Origin of the sequence: Trinickia mobilis, from assembly GCF_017315705.1 — a bacterium.
Lineage (GTDB): Bacteria > Pseudomonadota > Gammaproteobacteria > Burkholderiales > Burkholderiaceae > Trinickia_A > Trinickia_A mobilis.
In genome coordinates this window covers 42,152-57,569 of sequence record NZ_JAFLRF010000024.1, presented here as the reverse complement: position 1 = coordinate 57,569, position 15,418 = coordinate 42,152, and the positions used below count along the sequence as shown (strand labels likewise).

Annotated in this window: 8 protein-coding genes; all 8 read right to left on the bottom strand. The window is 66.4% G+C overall.

Translation table 11 applies throughout. From position 1 onward, the window contains the following. Window positions 1-49 precede the first annotated feature (49 nt). Window positions 50-2,368, bottom strand: a complete 2,319-nt coding sequence (gene parC / locus J3489_RS25830) for a DNA topoisomerase IV subunit A (protein WP_207002918.1) — start codon at window positions 2,366-2,368, stop codon at window positions 50-52. A gap of 67 nt (window positions 2,369-2,435) precedes the next feature. Further along, the gene (locus tag J3489_RS25825) at window positions 2,436-4,421 is read right to left on the bottom strand and encodes a DNA topoisomerase IV subunit B (protein WP_207002916.1); all 1,986 of its coding nucleotides are present in this window, start codon (window positions 4,419-4,421) and stop codon (window positions 2,436-2,438) included. Between the two features lie 304 nt (window positions 4,422-4,725). Continuing rightward, window positions 4,726-7,509 carry a UPF0182 family membrane protein gene (locus tag J3489_RS25820; RefSeq protein WP_207002914.1) on the bottom strand — a complete coding sequence of 928 codons (2,784 nt, stop codon included), beginning with the start codon at window positions 7,507-7,509 and terminating at the stop codon, window positions 4,726-4,728. Window positions 7,510-8,299: 790 nt separating this feature from the next. Continuing rightward, a complete protein-coding gene (locus J3489_RS25815) occupies window positions 8,300-9,559 on the bottom strand; it encodes a hypothetical protein (protein ID WP_242540301.1) in 1,260 nt (419 codons plus the stop codon). Window positions 9,560-9,567: 8 nt separating this feature from the next. After that, on the bottom strand, window positions 9,568-11,397 hold the full coding sequence (gene glmS, locus J3489_RS25810; RefSeq protein WP_207002910.1) for a glutamine--fructose-6-phosphate transaminase (isomerizing): 1,830 nt from the start codon (window positions 11,395-11,397) through the stop codon (window positions 9,568-9,570). Between the two features lie 27 nt (window positions 11,398-11,424). Then, a complete protein-coding gene (locus J3489_RS25805) occupies window positions 11,425-11,880 on the bottom strand; it encodes a hypothetical protein (protein WP_207002907.1) in 456 nt (151 codons plus the stop codon). 16 nt (window positions 11,881-11,896) lie between these two features. After that, a complete protein-coding gene (pgaC, locus tag J3489_RS25800; RefSeq protein ID WP_207002906.1) occupies window positions 11,897-13,273 on the bottom strand; it encodes a poly-beta-1,6-N-acetyl-D-glucosamine synthase in 1,377 nt (458 codons plus the stop codon). Between the two features lie 51 nt (window positions 13,274-13,324). Then, window positions 13,325-15,400, bottom strand: a complete 2,076-nt coding sequence (gene pgaB / locus J3489_RS25795) for a poly-beta-1,6-N-acetyl-D-glucosamine N-deacetylase PgaB (protein ID WP_207002903.1) — start codon at window positions 15,398-15,400, stop codon at window positions 13,325-13,327. Window positions 15,401-15,418 lie beyond the last annotated feature (18 nt).

Sequence of the window (15,418 nt, the reverse complement as noted above, 5' to 3'; positions counted from 1 at the left end):
GTGCGCCGCGCTGATGTCACGAATGCCTCACGACGGCATCACGCGATCATCACGCCAGCACCGGACGCAGCCCGCCGACCTTGAGCTTCGTATCCGGCGCGCGCCCCTTGCGGGCGCGCTTGCCGACGTGCGGTTCGAGCGCCGCGCCCGCGAGCCGTTCTTCCTGCGCCTTGCCGCCGCGCCCCGTGCCGACCAGCACGACACCCGCGCCGTTGATCGCGAGGGCCTGCACGAGCTTTTCGTCCGCGTCGAGCGCCATCAGCGTGACGCCGCGTCCGCCGCCCGAGAGCGTCTTCATCTCGTCGACGCCGAACACGAGCAGGCGGCCGCCGCTCGACAGGCAGACCACCTGCTGCGCATTCGGCAGCATCGGCATCGGCGCGAGCGGCGCGGCGCCTTCGTCGATCGTCATGAACGACTTGCCCGCCTTCACGCGGCTCACCATGTCGCCGACCTTCGCGATGAAGCCGAAGCCGTTGCTCGATGCGAGCAACAAAGCCTGCTCCGCCGGCGCCGCGTAGTAGTGCATGAGGTGCGTGCCCGATTCGAGCTCGATCAGCGACGTGACCGGCACGCCGTCGCCGCGTCCGCCCGGCAGCGTCGCGACCGCGACCGAATAGACGCGCCCCTTGCTGCCCCACGCGATCAGCGTATCGGGCGTGCGGCACTGGAACGCCGCGTAGAGGCCGTCGCCGTCCTTGAACGTGAAGCCGGCCGGATCGAGCCCGTGGCCCTTGAGCGCGCGCACCCAGCCCCGCTGCGAGACGACGACCGTCACCGGCTCGTCGACGACCTTCGCCTCGAACGTCGCACGCCTTTCCTGCTGGATCAAGGTGCGGCGCTCGTCGCCGTATTGCTTCGCGTCGGCTTCGATTTCCTTGATGAGCTGGCGCTTCATCGCCGATTCGCTGCCGAGCAGCTCTTCGAGCTTCGCCTTCTCGGTGCGCAACGCTTCGAGCTCCTGCTCGATCTTGATCTTCTCGAGCCGCGCCAATTGACGCAGCCGAATGTCGAGGATGTCGTCCGCCTGCCGCTCGGAAAGGCCGAACGCCGACATCAACGCGGCCTTCGGCTCGTCCGCTTCGCGGATGATGCGGATCACCTCGTCGATGTTCAGGAAGACGATCATCCGCCCTTCGAGGATATGGATGCGATCGTCGACCTTGCCCAAGCGATGCTGCGTGCGGCGCGTGACCGTCGCGAGGCGGAAGCCCACCCACTCGTGCAGGATCTCGACGAGCCCCTTCTGGCGCGGCCGGCCATCGGCGCCGATCATCACGAGGTTCAGCGACGTGTTCGATTCGAGGCTCGTGTGCGCGAGCAGCGAGTTGACGAACTCGGTCTGGTCGATGGTGCGCGACTTCGGCTCGAACACGATCCGCACCGGCGCGTCCTTGCCCGATTCGTCGCGCACGGCGTCGACGAGCGCGAGCAGCGTCTGCTTCATCTGCAGTTGCTCGGGCGTCAGCGTCTTCTTGCCGAGCTTGACCTTCGGATTGGTCAATTCCTCGATTTCTTCGAGGACCTTCTGGCACGACGCGTTCGGCGGCAGCTCGGTGATGACGAGCTGCCACTGGCCGCGCGCGAGGTCTTCGATCTTCCAGCGCGCGCGCACCTTGAGGCTGCCGCGCCCGGTTTCGTAGGCCGCCGAGATTTCCGCTTCGCTCGAAATGATCTGGCCGCCGCCCGGGAAGTCGGGCCCCGGCATGAGCTGCATCAGCTCGGCGTGCGTGAGCTTGCTCGGATGGCGGATCATCGCCACCGCCGCCGCGGCCACTTCGCGCAGGTTATGCGAGGGGATTTCCGTCGCCAAGCCGACCGCGATCCCGGACGCGCCGTTCAACAGCAGGAACGGCAGGCGCGCGGGCAAGAGCTTCGGCTCTTCGAACGAGCCGTCGTAGTTCGGCATGAAATCGACCGTGCCCTGGTCGATCTCGTCGAGCAGCAGCTTCGCGATCGGCGTCAGGCGCGCTTCGGTGTAGCGCATCGCCGCCGCGCCGTCGCCGTCGCGCGAGCCGAAGTTGCCCTGGCCGTCGATGAGCGGATAGCGCATCGAGAAGTCCTGCGCGAGACGCACGAGCGCGTCGTAGGCCGACTGGTCGCCGTGCGGGTGGTACTTGCCGAGCACGTCGCCCACGACGCGCGCCGACTTCACCGGCTTCGCATCGGCGGCGAGGCCCATCTCGTTCATCGCGAAGAGAATGCGGCGCTGCACCGGCTTCTGGCCGTCGCAGACGTCGGGCAAGGCGCGGCCCTTGACCACGCTCACCGCGTAGTCGAGATAGGCGCGCTCGGCGTAGTTGCCGAGCGTCAGGGAATCGCTGTCCGGCACGGCCGGCGCGGCGAAGAGATCGTCTTGTTGATCCATCGAAATTCGTGTCCGTGTTCAGGTGGGGCGCTTCGGCGAAAGCCGCGGCGCTGACAAACCGCGTCGCTCAGATATCCGCTTCCACCTCGTTACCCTTCTCTTCGAGCCAGCTGCGGCGCGACGCCGCTTCGCCCTTGCCCATCAGCATCGTCATCCGCGAAACGGTGGCATCGTAGTCGAGCTCGCCGAGCGCGACCGGCATCAGGCGGCGCGTGTCGGGGTTCATCGTCGTGTCCCACAGCTGCTCGGCGCTCATTTCGCCGAGACCCTTGAAGCGGCTGATCGTCCATTGCGTGTCGCGCACGCCGTCCTTGCGCAGCTTGTCGAGGATCGCTTCGAGCTCGCCTTCGTCGAGCGCATAGAGCTTCTGCGCGGGCTTCTTGCCGCGCGCGGGCGCATCGACGCGAAAGAGCGGCGGCCGCGCGACGCACACATGGCCGCGCTCGATCAGCTGCGGGAAGTGCTTGAAGAACAGCGTGAGCAGCAAGACCTGGATATGCGCGCCGTCGACGTCCGCGTCCGAGAGAATGCAGATCTTGCCGTAGCGCAGGTTCGAAAGGTCGATGGTGTCGTCGGGACTGTGCGGATCGACGCCGATCGCCACCGAGATGTCGTGCACTTCGTTGTTCGCGAAGAGCCGGTCGCGCTCGGTCTCCCACGTATTGAGCACCTTGCCGCGCAGCGGCAGGATCGCCTGGTATTCCTTGTCGCGGCCCATCTTCGCGGAGCCGCCCGCCGAGTCGCCCTCGACGAGGAACAGCTCGTTGCGCACGATGTCGGTCGATTCGCAGTCGGTGAGCTTGCCGGGCAGCACGGCCACGCCCGAGCTCTTGCGCTTCTCGACCTTCTGGCCCGCGCGCGTGCGCGCCTGCGCCTGCTTGATGACGAGATCGGCGAGCCTCTTGCCGTGCTCGACGTGCTGGTTCAGCCACAGCTCCAGCGCGGGACGCGCGAACGCCGACACGAGCTTCACCGCGTCGCGGCTGTTCAAGCGCTCCTTGATCTGCCCTTGGAACTGCGGATCGAGCACCTTCGCCGACAGCACGAACGACACGCGCGTGAACACGTCTTCGGCGAGCAGCTTCACGCCCTTCGGCTGCAGGTTGTGCAGCTCGACGAAGCTCTTCACCGCCTGAAAGAGACCGTCGCGCAAGCCCGCTTCATGCGTGCCGCCCGCGGGCGTCGGAATCAGGTTCACGTACGACTCGCGCGTGAGCGGCCCTTCTTCGCTCCACGCGACGACCCACGCCGCGCCCTCGCCCTCGGCGAAGGTGTCTTCGTTCGAGCGCGAGTTTTCCGCGTAGCGCTCGCCTTCGAAGAGCGGAATCAGGAGGTCGCTGCCGGCCATGCCTTCGAGCAGGTAGCCGCGCAGGCCGTCTTCGTATTTCCAGCTTAGGCGCTCGCCGGTTTTTTCGTTGACGAGCACGACTTCGACGCCCGGCAGCAGCACCGCCTTCGAGCGCAACAGACGCTGCAGCTCGGCGAGCGGCAGATTCGGCGAATCGAAGTATTTGGGATTGGCCCACGCGGTAACGCGCGTGCCGGATTTCTTGTCGGTGCGGGCCGCGGCGCGCGTCTCGAGCGGCTTCACGACATCGCCGTTCGCAAAGCCGATCTCGGCGACTTTGCCGTCGCGCCAGACCGTGACGTCGAGCCGCGTGGAAAGCGCGTTCGTCACCGACACGCCGACGCCGTGCAACCCGCCCGAGAACGTGTAGGCGCCGCCCGCGGCCTTGTCGAACTTGCCGCCCGCATGGAGCCGCGTGAAAACGATTTCGACGACCGGCACGCCTTCGTCGGGATGCAGGCCGAACGGGATGCCGCGGCCGTCGTCTTCGACCGACACGGCGTGGTCGGCATGCAGCGTCACCGTGATCTGCCGGCCGTAGCCGCCGAGGGCTTCGTCGGAGGCGTTGTCGATGACTTCCTGAATGATGTGCAGCGGATTCTCGGTGCGCGTGTACATGCCGGGCCGCTGCTTGACCGGCTCCAGGCCCTTGAGGACCTTGATCGACGCTTCGCTGTAGGCAGCGCTTGGCTTTTTCGTGGACATGACTTCTCTTGGGGTCCGTCGGTTCGGTTTGTCCACAGGCTGTGTGGACATCTGCGTGGACAATCCGTTGAAAGTTCAAAAAAGGCGAATCGGATCAACGGGATGGCGGGCGTGCGCTGGAAATGGGCGCGCAGACGGTTCTTGCGCGCTCGACCGGCAGGCGTGGGACGCGCCGCCACCCGCGCACAGTCCGATCGCACGAGTCGCGGCGTATTTTACTGGTTTCGGGTCGGGGGGCAATTTGCCGAACAGCCGGACTGGCCTTACAGATGGAAGGTTCGGCGGCCTTTGCGGCGCAACGCGCTCATGGCCGGCCCTGCCCGCCGCGGCCGCCGGAGAGCGCTTCGAGCGACTGCCCGAGCGCATCGAGCTCGGCGCCGAACCCGCTCCAATCGCCGGCCTTCAGCCGCTCGAGCGCGCGATGGTAGTGGGCGAGCGCATCGCGCGCCTGTGCGTCGGCCGCGCCTGACACGGCGCCCGACGCACCGGCGGGCGACGCCGCCGCGGCCGGCGCCGTCTCCTTGAACAAGGCCGCCAGCGCCTCGCTCAAGGTCTCCTCCATCACGACCCGGTCGCCATAAGCGGCAATCACGCGCTTGAGCTCCGGCAATTGGCCCGAGGCCGCGCGCAAGTAAAGCGGCGACACGTAGAGGATCGAGTTCTCGATCGGCACGACGAGCAGATGCCCGCGGATCACGCGCGAGCCCATCTGGTTCCACAGCGAGATCTGCTGCGAGATCTCGGTGTTCTGCTGGATGCGCGCCTCGATCTGGAACGGCCCGAACACGAGCTTTTCCTTCGGGAAGCTGTAGACGACGAGCTTGCCGTACTCGGGCGGATCGCAACGCGCCGCGAGCCACGCGATCATGTTCTCGCGCTGGCTCGGCACCATCGGCAGCATCAGCACGAATTCGGCCTTCGATTCACCGGGCAGCCGCATGATCGTGTAGTACGGCGTCATCGGCGCGCCGGCGGCCGCATTGCCGTCGTCGATGCCGGCCAGCTCGCGCGGGAACTGCCACAGGTCCTCGCGGTTGTAGAACACCTCCGGCGCGTCCATGTGATACGCGCGATAAAGCTGCGCCTGGATCAGGAACAAGTCTTCCGGGTAGCGGATGTGCTGCTGCAGGTCCGGCGGCATCGCGCCGAGCGGCTTGAAGAGGCTCGGGAAGATGCGCCGGTACGTGCGCAGGATCGCGTCGGCGGGATCGCTGACGTAGAAATCGACCGTGCCGTCGTACGCGTCGATCACCACCTTGACCGAATTGCGGATGGTGTTCGAGCCGTCGGCGAGGCCGGGTTTCGCATACGGGAACCAGCGGCTCGTCGTGTACGCATCTTGAATCCAGTACAGGCGCCCTCCGCTTGCGACGATGTAGGGATCGTGGTCGAGCGCGAGAAACGGCGCGATCGTCAGCACCCGGTCCTGGATGTTGCGGTGGAGCAGAATCCGGCTCTCGTTCGTGATGTAGCCGGTCAACAGGATGTTCGGATCGTCGAGCTGCCACGCAAAGAGCGTGCGCCGCGCGACGCCGCCGATCGCGACGCCGTCGCGCCCGCTATAGCGCGTGTAGACGTTGTCCTTGCCCTTCGGGTAATCGAATTCGGGCGTGCTGCCCTTCACGATCACATAGTCCTGCCCGCCCTGGCCGAAGTAGAGCCGCGGCTCGCGAATGAGCGGCCCGCCCGTGGCGACGGGCGGAATGTCCTGCAGATAGAGCGAGGGCAATCCTTCGGCGGACTTCTCCGTCACCGGCGACATCACGACGCCGTTGCCGTGCGTAAACAGCAGATGCAGGTTCACCCAGGTCTGCGCGTTCGCGGCCAAGAGCGTCGGGTCCAGCTCGCGCGCGGACAGCATCACCTGCCGGTAGCCCGAATCGAGCCGGTAACGGTCGATGTCCACCGAGAAGAACTTGTAGTACGTGCGGATCTCCTGCAATTGGGCGTAGGTGCTCATGAGCGGCTGCACGTCCCAGAGGCGGATGTTGTCGATGGTCGCGCGATTGGCGTCGAGCGACGCGAGGCTGAGCCCCTCCTCGGCCGGAAACGGCTTGACCTCGATCTTCGACAAGCCGTAAGCCTCCCGCGTCAGCGCGATGTTGTGCGCGATATAGGGTGTTTCGAGCTGCAGCTCGCTCGGCTTCACGTAGAAGCGCTCGAAGAGCGCCGGGTAGACGATCGCGAGCGCAAACGAACTGCCGAACAGCGCCACCGCCGAGGCGGCGGGAATCCGCCAGCCGCGCCGGTGCATGTTGATCCACGACGCAACGGCCGCTGCCGCGGCGATTCCGATCAGCAGCCACAGCACCGGCAGTTCGACGTGGATGTCGGTATAGCTCGCCCCGGCCACGACGCCGTTGTCGCGATACAGCAGCAGATAGCGGTCGAGCACGTAGGACCACGCCTTCAGCGCGAAGAACCCGCCGAGCAGCGCCGAGGCGTGCGCCGCGGCGGCAGGCGAGAGCCAGCGCGGCGCCGGCCCGAACTCGATGTCTCCCCGCACCGCATAAACGGCGCCCGCAACGGCCGTGCAGGCCAACAGCAGTTGCAGCAGCCAGTTCTTGAGCGTGATGAAGACCGGCAGCGAGAACAGATAGAGGCTGATGTCCTCGCCGAAGATCGGATCGCGCGCGCCATAGGGCACCTGGTGAAGAAAGCGCAGCGCGATGTCCCAATTCGACACTTTGCTCGCGGCAATGAAAAGCCCGATCAGCACGGCTGCGCCGGCAATGCCCATGCGCCACGGAACGCGCGGCGCGATCCGGCTCGCCAGTTCGGTGAGGTCGGGCGGCGCGTCCTCGGACGCGCCGATCACCTGCATGGCACCGACGGGGCTCGCATAGCGATGCGCAACCAAGCCCGACGCCGCGACCGCCGCAGCCGATGCCGCGAACACGGCGGCAAAGACGAGGAGCTTCGCCCAGAAGACCGTCCAGAACACGCTGCCATAGCCGATCGAGCCGAACCACAGCCAATCGACCAGAATGCCGGTAATGCGCCCGATCACAATCAGACACGCGACCGCCGCCGCAACGACGATAACGTTGCGTGTCGCGCGTGCGCCCGGCTTCGCTTTCGTCCGCATCGACCGTGCTCCTTTGGCGTGCCGGGAATTCGTGCTGCGCATCGAGCCTGCTACGCAGTCGCGCCCCTTCGGGCTTCAATCCCTCACGCCTCCCGCCGGCCCGCGGCCGGTTCGCTAGCCATACACATCGACGACATGACCGGGCGAAGCTGCCGCAAGGGCCAAGCGCCACCCTAACTAGTCGAGTTATAACTCAGCAGCATATAGGACTGGTCCGAAATCCGATTCTCATGCTTTTGACTACATCATTCGAACTCGGATACAGAGTCACAAAACCCTTTCTTCGCCCGCCGCGTCGATCAGGTGAGGTCTTTTCATACACCTTCGACAATCCGACATCGTGAACGTCCATAGCGCGCCCACGTAGCTGCAAATTCGCCGGCCTGCCCCTCATGTTCTCCACTTCGACAGCGGAATTCCGCGGTGTGAGGCGCGAGCTCCACGCTCAAACATTCGAATTCCATGGTGTGAGGCTCGCGCTTCGCCTTCAAACAGTCGAACTCCGAGGTTTGAGGCTCGCATTCCACTCTCAAAGCGTGGAAAACTCCACGGTGTGAGGCCCACGTTCCGCCCTCAGACATCCAAAGTCCTCGGTTTGAGGCTGACGTTCCGCCCTCAACGAGTCGAAGTCGTCGGTTTGAGGCTGACGTTCCGCCCTCAAAAAGTCGAAGTCCTCGGTTTGAGGCTGACGTTCCGCCCTCAAAGAGTCGAAGTCGTCGGTTTGAGGCTCGCATTCCGCCTTCAAACATTCGTGACCTGCCCCCGGGTTTAGGACGAAGTACGCCGCAGCCTACGGCTGACACCGGTCCGCCGCCGTGGCGGGCCGCGCGGCGGCAAGGTCGAAATCCGCCTCCTGCAGCCCGGCCGGGCTCAGCGAAACCCAGTGCAGGCGCGAGTCCGAGCGCACGAGCCCGAGGCTCCCCATGTACCACCACTTGATCGGCGAAGGCTGCGTCGCCGCGAGTTCGATCGACGACGCGCTCATCTGCAATTCGAGCAGACGCCCGTCCTGCGAAGGCGTAAAAGCCCGCTCGCCGATCACGGCGATGCCGGCTTCGCGCACCGTCGACGGCATGCAGGCAAGCGTCGCCACGGGCGCGCCGTCTTCGTCGATCAATTGCGCGAAGCCGTGTCCGCTCGCGTCGCTCGCGGCGACGACGAAGCGGTCGAGCGCAGGCACATAAGCCGCCGCATACGTGTAGTACTGCAGGTGAGGCGCGATCACGCGCGTCTCGCCCAACGTGCCGTCGACCGGGTCGAACGCCGCCACCTTCAGTTGCGCGTAGGTCTGCCCGTTCACGTATTGCTGCCAGACGAGCAGCGCCCGCTTGGGCGAGCCCGCAATCATCGGCCACCACTCGCGCACGTACGGCGCGACGGGGACGAAGTTCCGAAGCGTGCCGTTAGCGTCGTAGGTCTTCACGTAGACGCCGCGGCCGGTGCCGAGATTGTCGACGCCGCCGCCGTCGACCCAGTCGTCCGAATAGAAGACGACGAAGCGCGAGCCGACCGCCGCCGCGTGTCCCGAGTGGCCGCCGGCCTTGACGTCGATCGGATACGGACGCACCGGGCCGAGCAGGCGCGAGTAGACGCCGTAGCGCTGGCTCACTTCGTCCGGCGTGTTCCAGCCGTCTTCGAACGTCACCATGATGTTGCCGGCGCTGCTCTGCGCGATCGATACCGGCTCCTGCGCCTCGGGCCGGCGGATGAACACGCGCGGCTTCGAGAGCTTGGCCATTTCTGGCGTCCAGTGCGCGACGTAGACGTCGTGTGTCCAGTTGCCGTCGCGCCCTGCCCCGCGCGGCGGCAAGCCGGAGCTGCTGAAAAACACATAGGTGCCGCCATGCCCGTCGGACGCCGCGCCGATGCCGTGCATGTAGGCGCGCAAATCGCCGTGCGGCACGCGCAGGCGCGAGTCGGCGCGCGGCACGCGGGCGTGCGCGTGGGCGTGGGCGGCGGTCCCCGCCGCAGCGGCTGCGGCGGCCGTCGCTACGGAGACCGCCGCCACGCAGGCTGCGGCGAGGGCGGAGGCAACGAGCAGTCTGCGCATGGCGTGCCTCATTCGACCGTCACCGATTTCGCGAGATTGCGCGGCTTGTCGACATCGGTGCCGCGCGCGCAGGCCGTGTGATACGCGAGCAACTGCAGCGGCACGACGTGCAGGATCGGCGAGAGCTTGCCGTAGTGCTCGGGCATGCGGATCACGTGCACGTGATCGCTGCTCGCGATCTGCGAATCGGCGTCGGCGAACACGTACAGCTCGCCGCCGCGCGCGCGCACTTCCTGCATGTTCGACTTGAGCTTTTCGAGCAGCGCGTCGTTCGGCGCGATCGTGACGACCGGCATGTCGCCCGTGACGAGCGCGAGCGGCCCGTGCTTGAGTTCGCCCGCGGGATACGCCTCGGCATGCACGTACGAAATCTCCTTGAGCTTCAGCGCCCCTTCGAGCGCGATCGGATAGTGCAGCCCGCGGCCGAGGAACAGCGCGTGGTCCTTGCGCGCGAACGCATCGGCCCACGCGATGATCTGCGGCTCGAGCGCGAGCACGCTGTTGAGCGCGGCGGGCAGGTGGTGCAGCTGGTCGAGGTACTCGGCCTCCCGCGTCGTGGACAGGCGAGCGCGCACCTTGCCGAGCGTCAACGCGAGCAGGAACAGCGCGACGAGCTGGGCCGTGAACGCCTTGGTCGACGCGACGCCGATTTCCGGCCCCGCGCTCGTCTGGTATTGCAGCATCGTCTGCCGCATGAGCGAGCTGTGCGCGACGTTGCACACCGCGAGCGAATACTTGTGCCCGAGGTGCTGCGCGTGCTTGAGGGCGGCGAGCGTATCGGCCGTCTCGCCCGATTGCGAAATGCCGAGGAACAGCGTCTTGCGGTTCAGCACGCTGTCGCGGTAGCGATACTCGCTCGCGACTTCGACCTGCGTCGGCAGGCCCGCAATCGATTCGAGCCAGTATTTCGCGGTCAGCCCCGAGTAGTAGCTCGTGCCGCACGCGAGGATATGGAGCGAATCGATCGCGTAGAACACGCGCTCGGCGTTCGGGCCGAACAGGTCCGGCACGATCTTGCGGATGTTTTCGGTCGCGTCGGCGATCACGCCCGGCTGCTCGAAGATTTCCTTTTGCATGTAGTGCCGGTAGGGGCCGAGATCGGACGCGTTGCTGCTTGCCGGCAGCGCGCGGCGCTCGCGCTCGACGCTGCGGCCATCGCGATCGAAGAGGTGCGCGTCGTCGGCCGTGAGCACGGCCATGTCGCCCTCTTCGAGGTAGATGAACTGCCCGGCCGTGCCGGCGAGCGCCATCGTATCGGAGGCGAGATAGTGGCCGTCGCGGCCGAAACCGACCACGAGCGGCGAGCCTGCGCGCGCGCCGATCACGCGGGGCGGCTCATTCTTCGCGAAAACCGCGATTGCATAAGCGCCGCGCAGCCGCCGCAGCGCGCATTGCACGGCTGCGACGAGGTCGCCCGTTGCGCTTTGCGCGCGCGTGTAGTGAATGAGGTGCGCGATGACTTCCGTATCGGTATCCGATTCGAACACATAGCCAAGCTCCTTCAGCTCATCGCGCAAGGTTTCGTGGTTCTCGATGATGCCGTTGTGCACGAGCGCGATCTCCCCGCACGAGAAGATCGGGTGCGCGTTGTCCGTGACCGGCGCGCCGTGCGTGGCCCAGCGCGTGTGCGCGATGCCGATGGTGCCCGCCAAGCCCTCCTGCCCGATTCGCTCGGCCAGATCCGCGACGCGCTCGACGCTGCGCACGCGCCGCGGCTCGCCATGCTGCAGGACCGCGACGCCGCACGAATCGTAGCCGCGGTATTCGAGGCGCCTCAGGCCCTCGGTCAGCACCGACATGACGTCGCATTCCGCCACTGCTCCCACAATTCCGCACATGATGCGTTCCTCCCCGTAACGTGATTTTTAGGCTGCTTCGGCTTGCTTGACGTGTTCTGACATCGACATGACGTGCGAGATGAAACCGTCGTCGTCGTGATAGGCGACCATGCAGCGTGCCGCGCCGTCGCCGAGTTCCTGATGGAAGAACGCGACGGGCGGCGCCATGTCGGGCACGCGCTCCTGGCGCACCGGGTTCAGGTGGCGCTCGATTCGGCGAAAGAGCGTCCAGAGCGAAAGCGTCCAGGCCATCGCGCCGATGCCGAGGATGCTCGGCAGGAACGCTTGCAGCGACAGTTCCTCGGGGCTCGCATGCGCCAGGCACCCGTTGACGTACCACGCGCCGAACAGCCACATGCCCAGCACGACCGCAGGCCGTATCACGCGATACCACGCGACGTAGCGCACGGCCTGCGCGTGGCTGCATTCGGTTTCGAACTGCTGCACCGATTGTTTCGATACATCGATGATCGGGTAATCCATGACAGTTGCCTCCTGGTTAGGAAAGTTGCCGATGCGGACCTGCATCGAGTGGACTGCGGTGTTGCGCTTGATCGTCGCTGGCGGCGGCGCTTGCCATTCCGTCTGCGGGCAGAGGCGCCGCGGCGAGCGCGGCCGCGGCCGGGCCGCTCGCGCGAATGCCGCGATCGGGGCTGACCCAGCGCGCCCGCTTGCCGCGCCGCTGGCGCAGCACGCTAGGCAGCGCGATGACGGCCGCGATCATGCTGATGGCCCAGAAGGCGATCGGGTACCAGACGGTGTCGATGAAGTAGCGCAAGAGCCGCGCGTCGTAATGGCGGTCGAGCAGGCAGCCGATGAAGATCTGCAGGCAGCAGGTCGCGAACAGGAACACGCCGGCCCCGCGCGGCACCATCGCGAAGCGCCACGCCTCGGGCAGCGAGAAGAGCGCGGTGGCGGCCATCAGCACGATCGTGAGCAGCATGCAGTACGCCCACACGATGCTGACGGCGTACTCGATGAAGATCGGCCACATCAGCACCTGGCGCCGCCGCACGATCGCGCTCGCGTACTTGAAGAGCACCTGAATGCCGCCCTTCGCCCAGCGCAGCCGCTGCTTGTAGAGGCCGCGGAAGGTCTCGGGCATCAGGATCCAGCTCAAGGCGCGCGGCTCGAAATGAATCAGCCAGTCGTTGACCTGGAGCTTCCAGCTGATGTCGATGTCCTCGGTCAGCATGTCGGAGCTCCAGTAGCCGACTTCGCGCAGCGCCTTCCTGCGGAACATCGACACCACGCCCGACACGGTGAGGATGCGTCCGTACATCTGCTGCGTGCGCTTGATGAGCCCGACGATCGACGAGAACTCGCCGACCTGCATCCGCCCGAGCAGCGAGGTGCGCGTGCGGATGCGCGGGTTGCCCGTCACCGCGCCCACCTTCGGGTCCTTGAGGAAATGCGGCAGCATCCAGCGGATCGCTTCCGCGTCGAGCAGCGAGTCGCCGTCGATGCACATCAGGAACTCGGCGTCGGTGAGCATCGCGGCCGTGGTGAGCCCGATCGCCTTGCCTTCGTTCTGATTCTGGTGAATCACGACGAGCTTCGGATAGACGTCGACGAGCGCGTTCAGGATCTCGCCCGTCTCGTCGCGGCTGCCGTCGTTGACCGCGATGATCGAGTAGTTCGGATAGTCGAGCTGGTCGAGGCACGCGATCACTTCGCGCACGTTGTCGGCCTCGTTGTAGCACGGCACCACGACGGCGACTTTCGGGTATTCGCCGAGCATGTCGCCCGCTCTCAGGTGGGCTTCGCGGCGCTCGATCAGAAAGTAATGCAGCAGGCCGCCGATCATCCACAGGTACGCCATCAGAAGCGGGTAGTAGAAGACGAAATTCGAGATCACGCCCAGTACGTTTTTCATGGTTTCCTCGTCGCGTTTTTTTCGCTGTCGTTTTCGGGGTGCGCCGGGCCATCAGACCGGCATGCCCGGCTTCAGCCGTACGGAATCCTGAATCGACATCACGTCGCGCAGCGCGACCGTGTCCGGGCGGTTGTCGAGAAAGTCGTCGGTCGCGTAGCCGAGATGCACCACGCCCGCCGTGTTCAAGCGCTTCATCTGCGCGCGCAGCGTTTCGGTCGCGACCGGCTGCGCGCTGCCGTCCGCGCGGCGCTCGACGGTCTGCAGCTCGAAGACGGTTTTCTTCGCCGCGCCGGCATGCTCGAGCACCTGCTGCGACAGCGCGTCGAGCCAGGCGTCGGTGGTGCGCTCGCCCGCCGGGCCCGGGTGAGCGCCAAGCGCGACGAAGTCGTAGTTCGCGATGAAGGCGTCGAGGTTCTGCGCGAACTTGCGCTCCGCGTTCGCATCGAGCGCCGCGACGGCCGGCACGCTCCTCACCGTCAGCACGTTGCCGCCGCCCTGGTACGCGCGCACCCGTTCGGCGAGTGCCTTCGTGAAGGCGACGAGATGCGCGGTCTTCGCGCGCGACCAGCGCTGCAGCAGCGCGTCGGAGGCGTGGATCTGGCCGATGTCGGCGGGCAGTCCCCAGGTCGCGTATTCGGAGAGCGCCGCTTCGCTCGCATCCTCGTATTCGCCCAACGTCGCGTCCGCGCCGAACACGACGCCGTTGAAGCTCGCGTAGCGCGTGAGGTCGTCGTAAATGTCGCCGATTACGTCGCGCGCGTCGGCGTCGAACGGCGAGAGGCGCGGCAGGCCCGCCGCGTCGAAACTCGCACGGAAACCGGTATCGCTCGCCGGGTCGGCGCCCTGCCACGTCTGCACCACGTGTGCCGCCGCCGGATGCCCGGCCGGCAACGCGAACGACAGCAGCGGCAGGCGCGCATACACCTGCACGCCCGCGCGCGTGATCAGTTGCCACGCGGTGCGGTTGAACAAGTCGGCGCGCATCGGCATGTGCCGGTTCGGGAAGTAGAGCGCCTGCGCGAAGCCGGTGCCGCTCGGGTCCGAATACGCCTGCAGGTAGACCGACTTCGGTTCGAGGTCCTTGATGCGGTCGAGCAGCCGTCCGAGCTTTTCCTCGCTCTTGGCGGGATCGGGGTCGTACACGTCGTCGAGCGCGACATCGACGACGCGCTCCACCGGATCGTGCTCGCCGCGATACGCGCGCGCCGTGCGGAACTGGCCGATCATCGTGCCGACGTCCCAGTCGTACGAAACCAGCAAGCGGCGAATCTTCGTGAGCGGCACGTCGGGCGTGTTCGGGCCGTCGTCGAGCGTGAAGTGCACCTGCATGCCGAGCGACTGCGACGCCTGGATCAACGCCGCGTTGTACATGCCGTACGGCCACACGGCGGAGCGCACTTTCACGCCCGTGCGCTGCTGGATCAGGTCGGCGCTGCGGCCGAGGTCCGCATGGATGCGCGCGCGGTATTCGTCGTCGGTCTCGTAGCGCTTCAGGCTCGCGTCGTAGAGATGCGCGCTCGCGGCCGGCAATTGGTTCCCCTGCGGATTCGCGATCGCGCCGTGATGCATGTCGTGCGTGTGCGACGCGATTTCGACGAGACCGGAATCCGCCATCTCGCGCAGGTTGTCCCAGCTCATGAAGTAGCCGGGCGGCATCAGCGACCTGAGGCTGATCCGGATCGGCTGCCCCGCCGGCGTTTCGGTCCAGCGCGTGACGACGCCGATCATCGCCGGATAGCCGTACGCCTTGAGCAGCGGAAACGCCTTCGCGTACTGGCTCGTGTACGCATCGTCGAAACTGAGCAGCACCGCGCGCGGCGGCAGGCGCGGCCCGCCGTTGCGCGACGCGACGATCTGGTCGACGCTCACGGGATGGAAGTCCTTCGCCTTCAGCCACGCGAAGATCGTGTTCAGCGTCGCCGTGCTGATCGCGCAGGTGTCGGCCACCGACCCGATGTCGGCCATGAGGTCGTCGCGAACGTCGTGGATCGCGAGCACGCGGAACGTGAGGCCGTCGTCCTTGTCCGGCGGCGGCAGCAGGTCGAGCGCGGTGCCGGCATGAGCGACGGGCGCCGCGGACATCGCGGCGGCAAAAGCGAGGAAGCGGCGGCGAGTGAGCTTGTCCATGATGGTGGGGGTGACCGG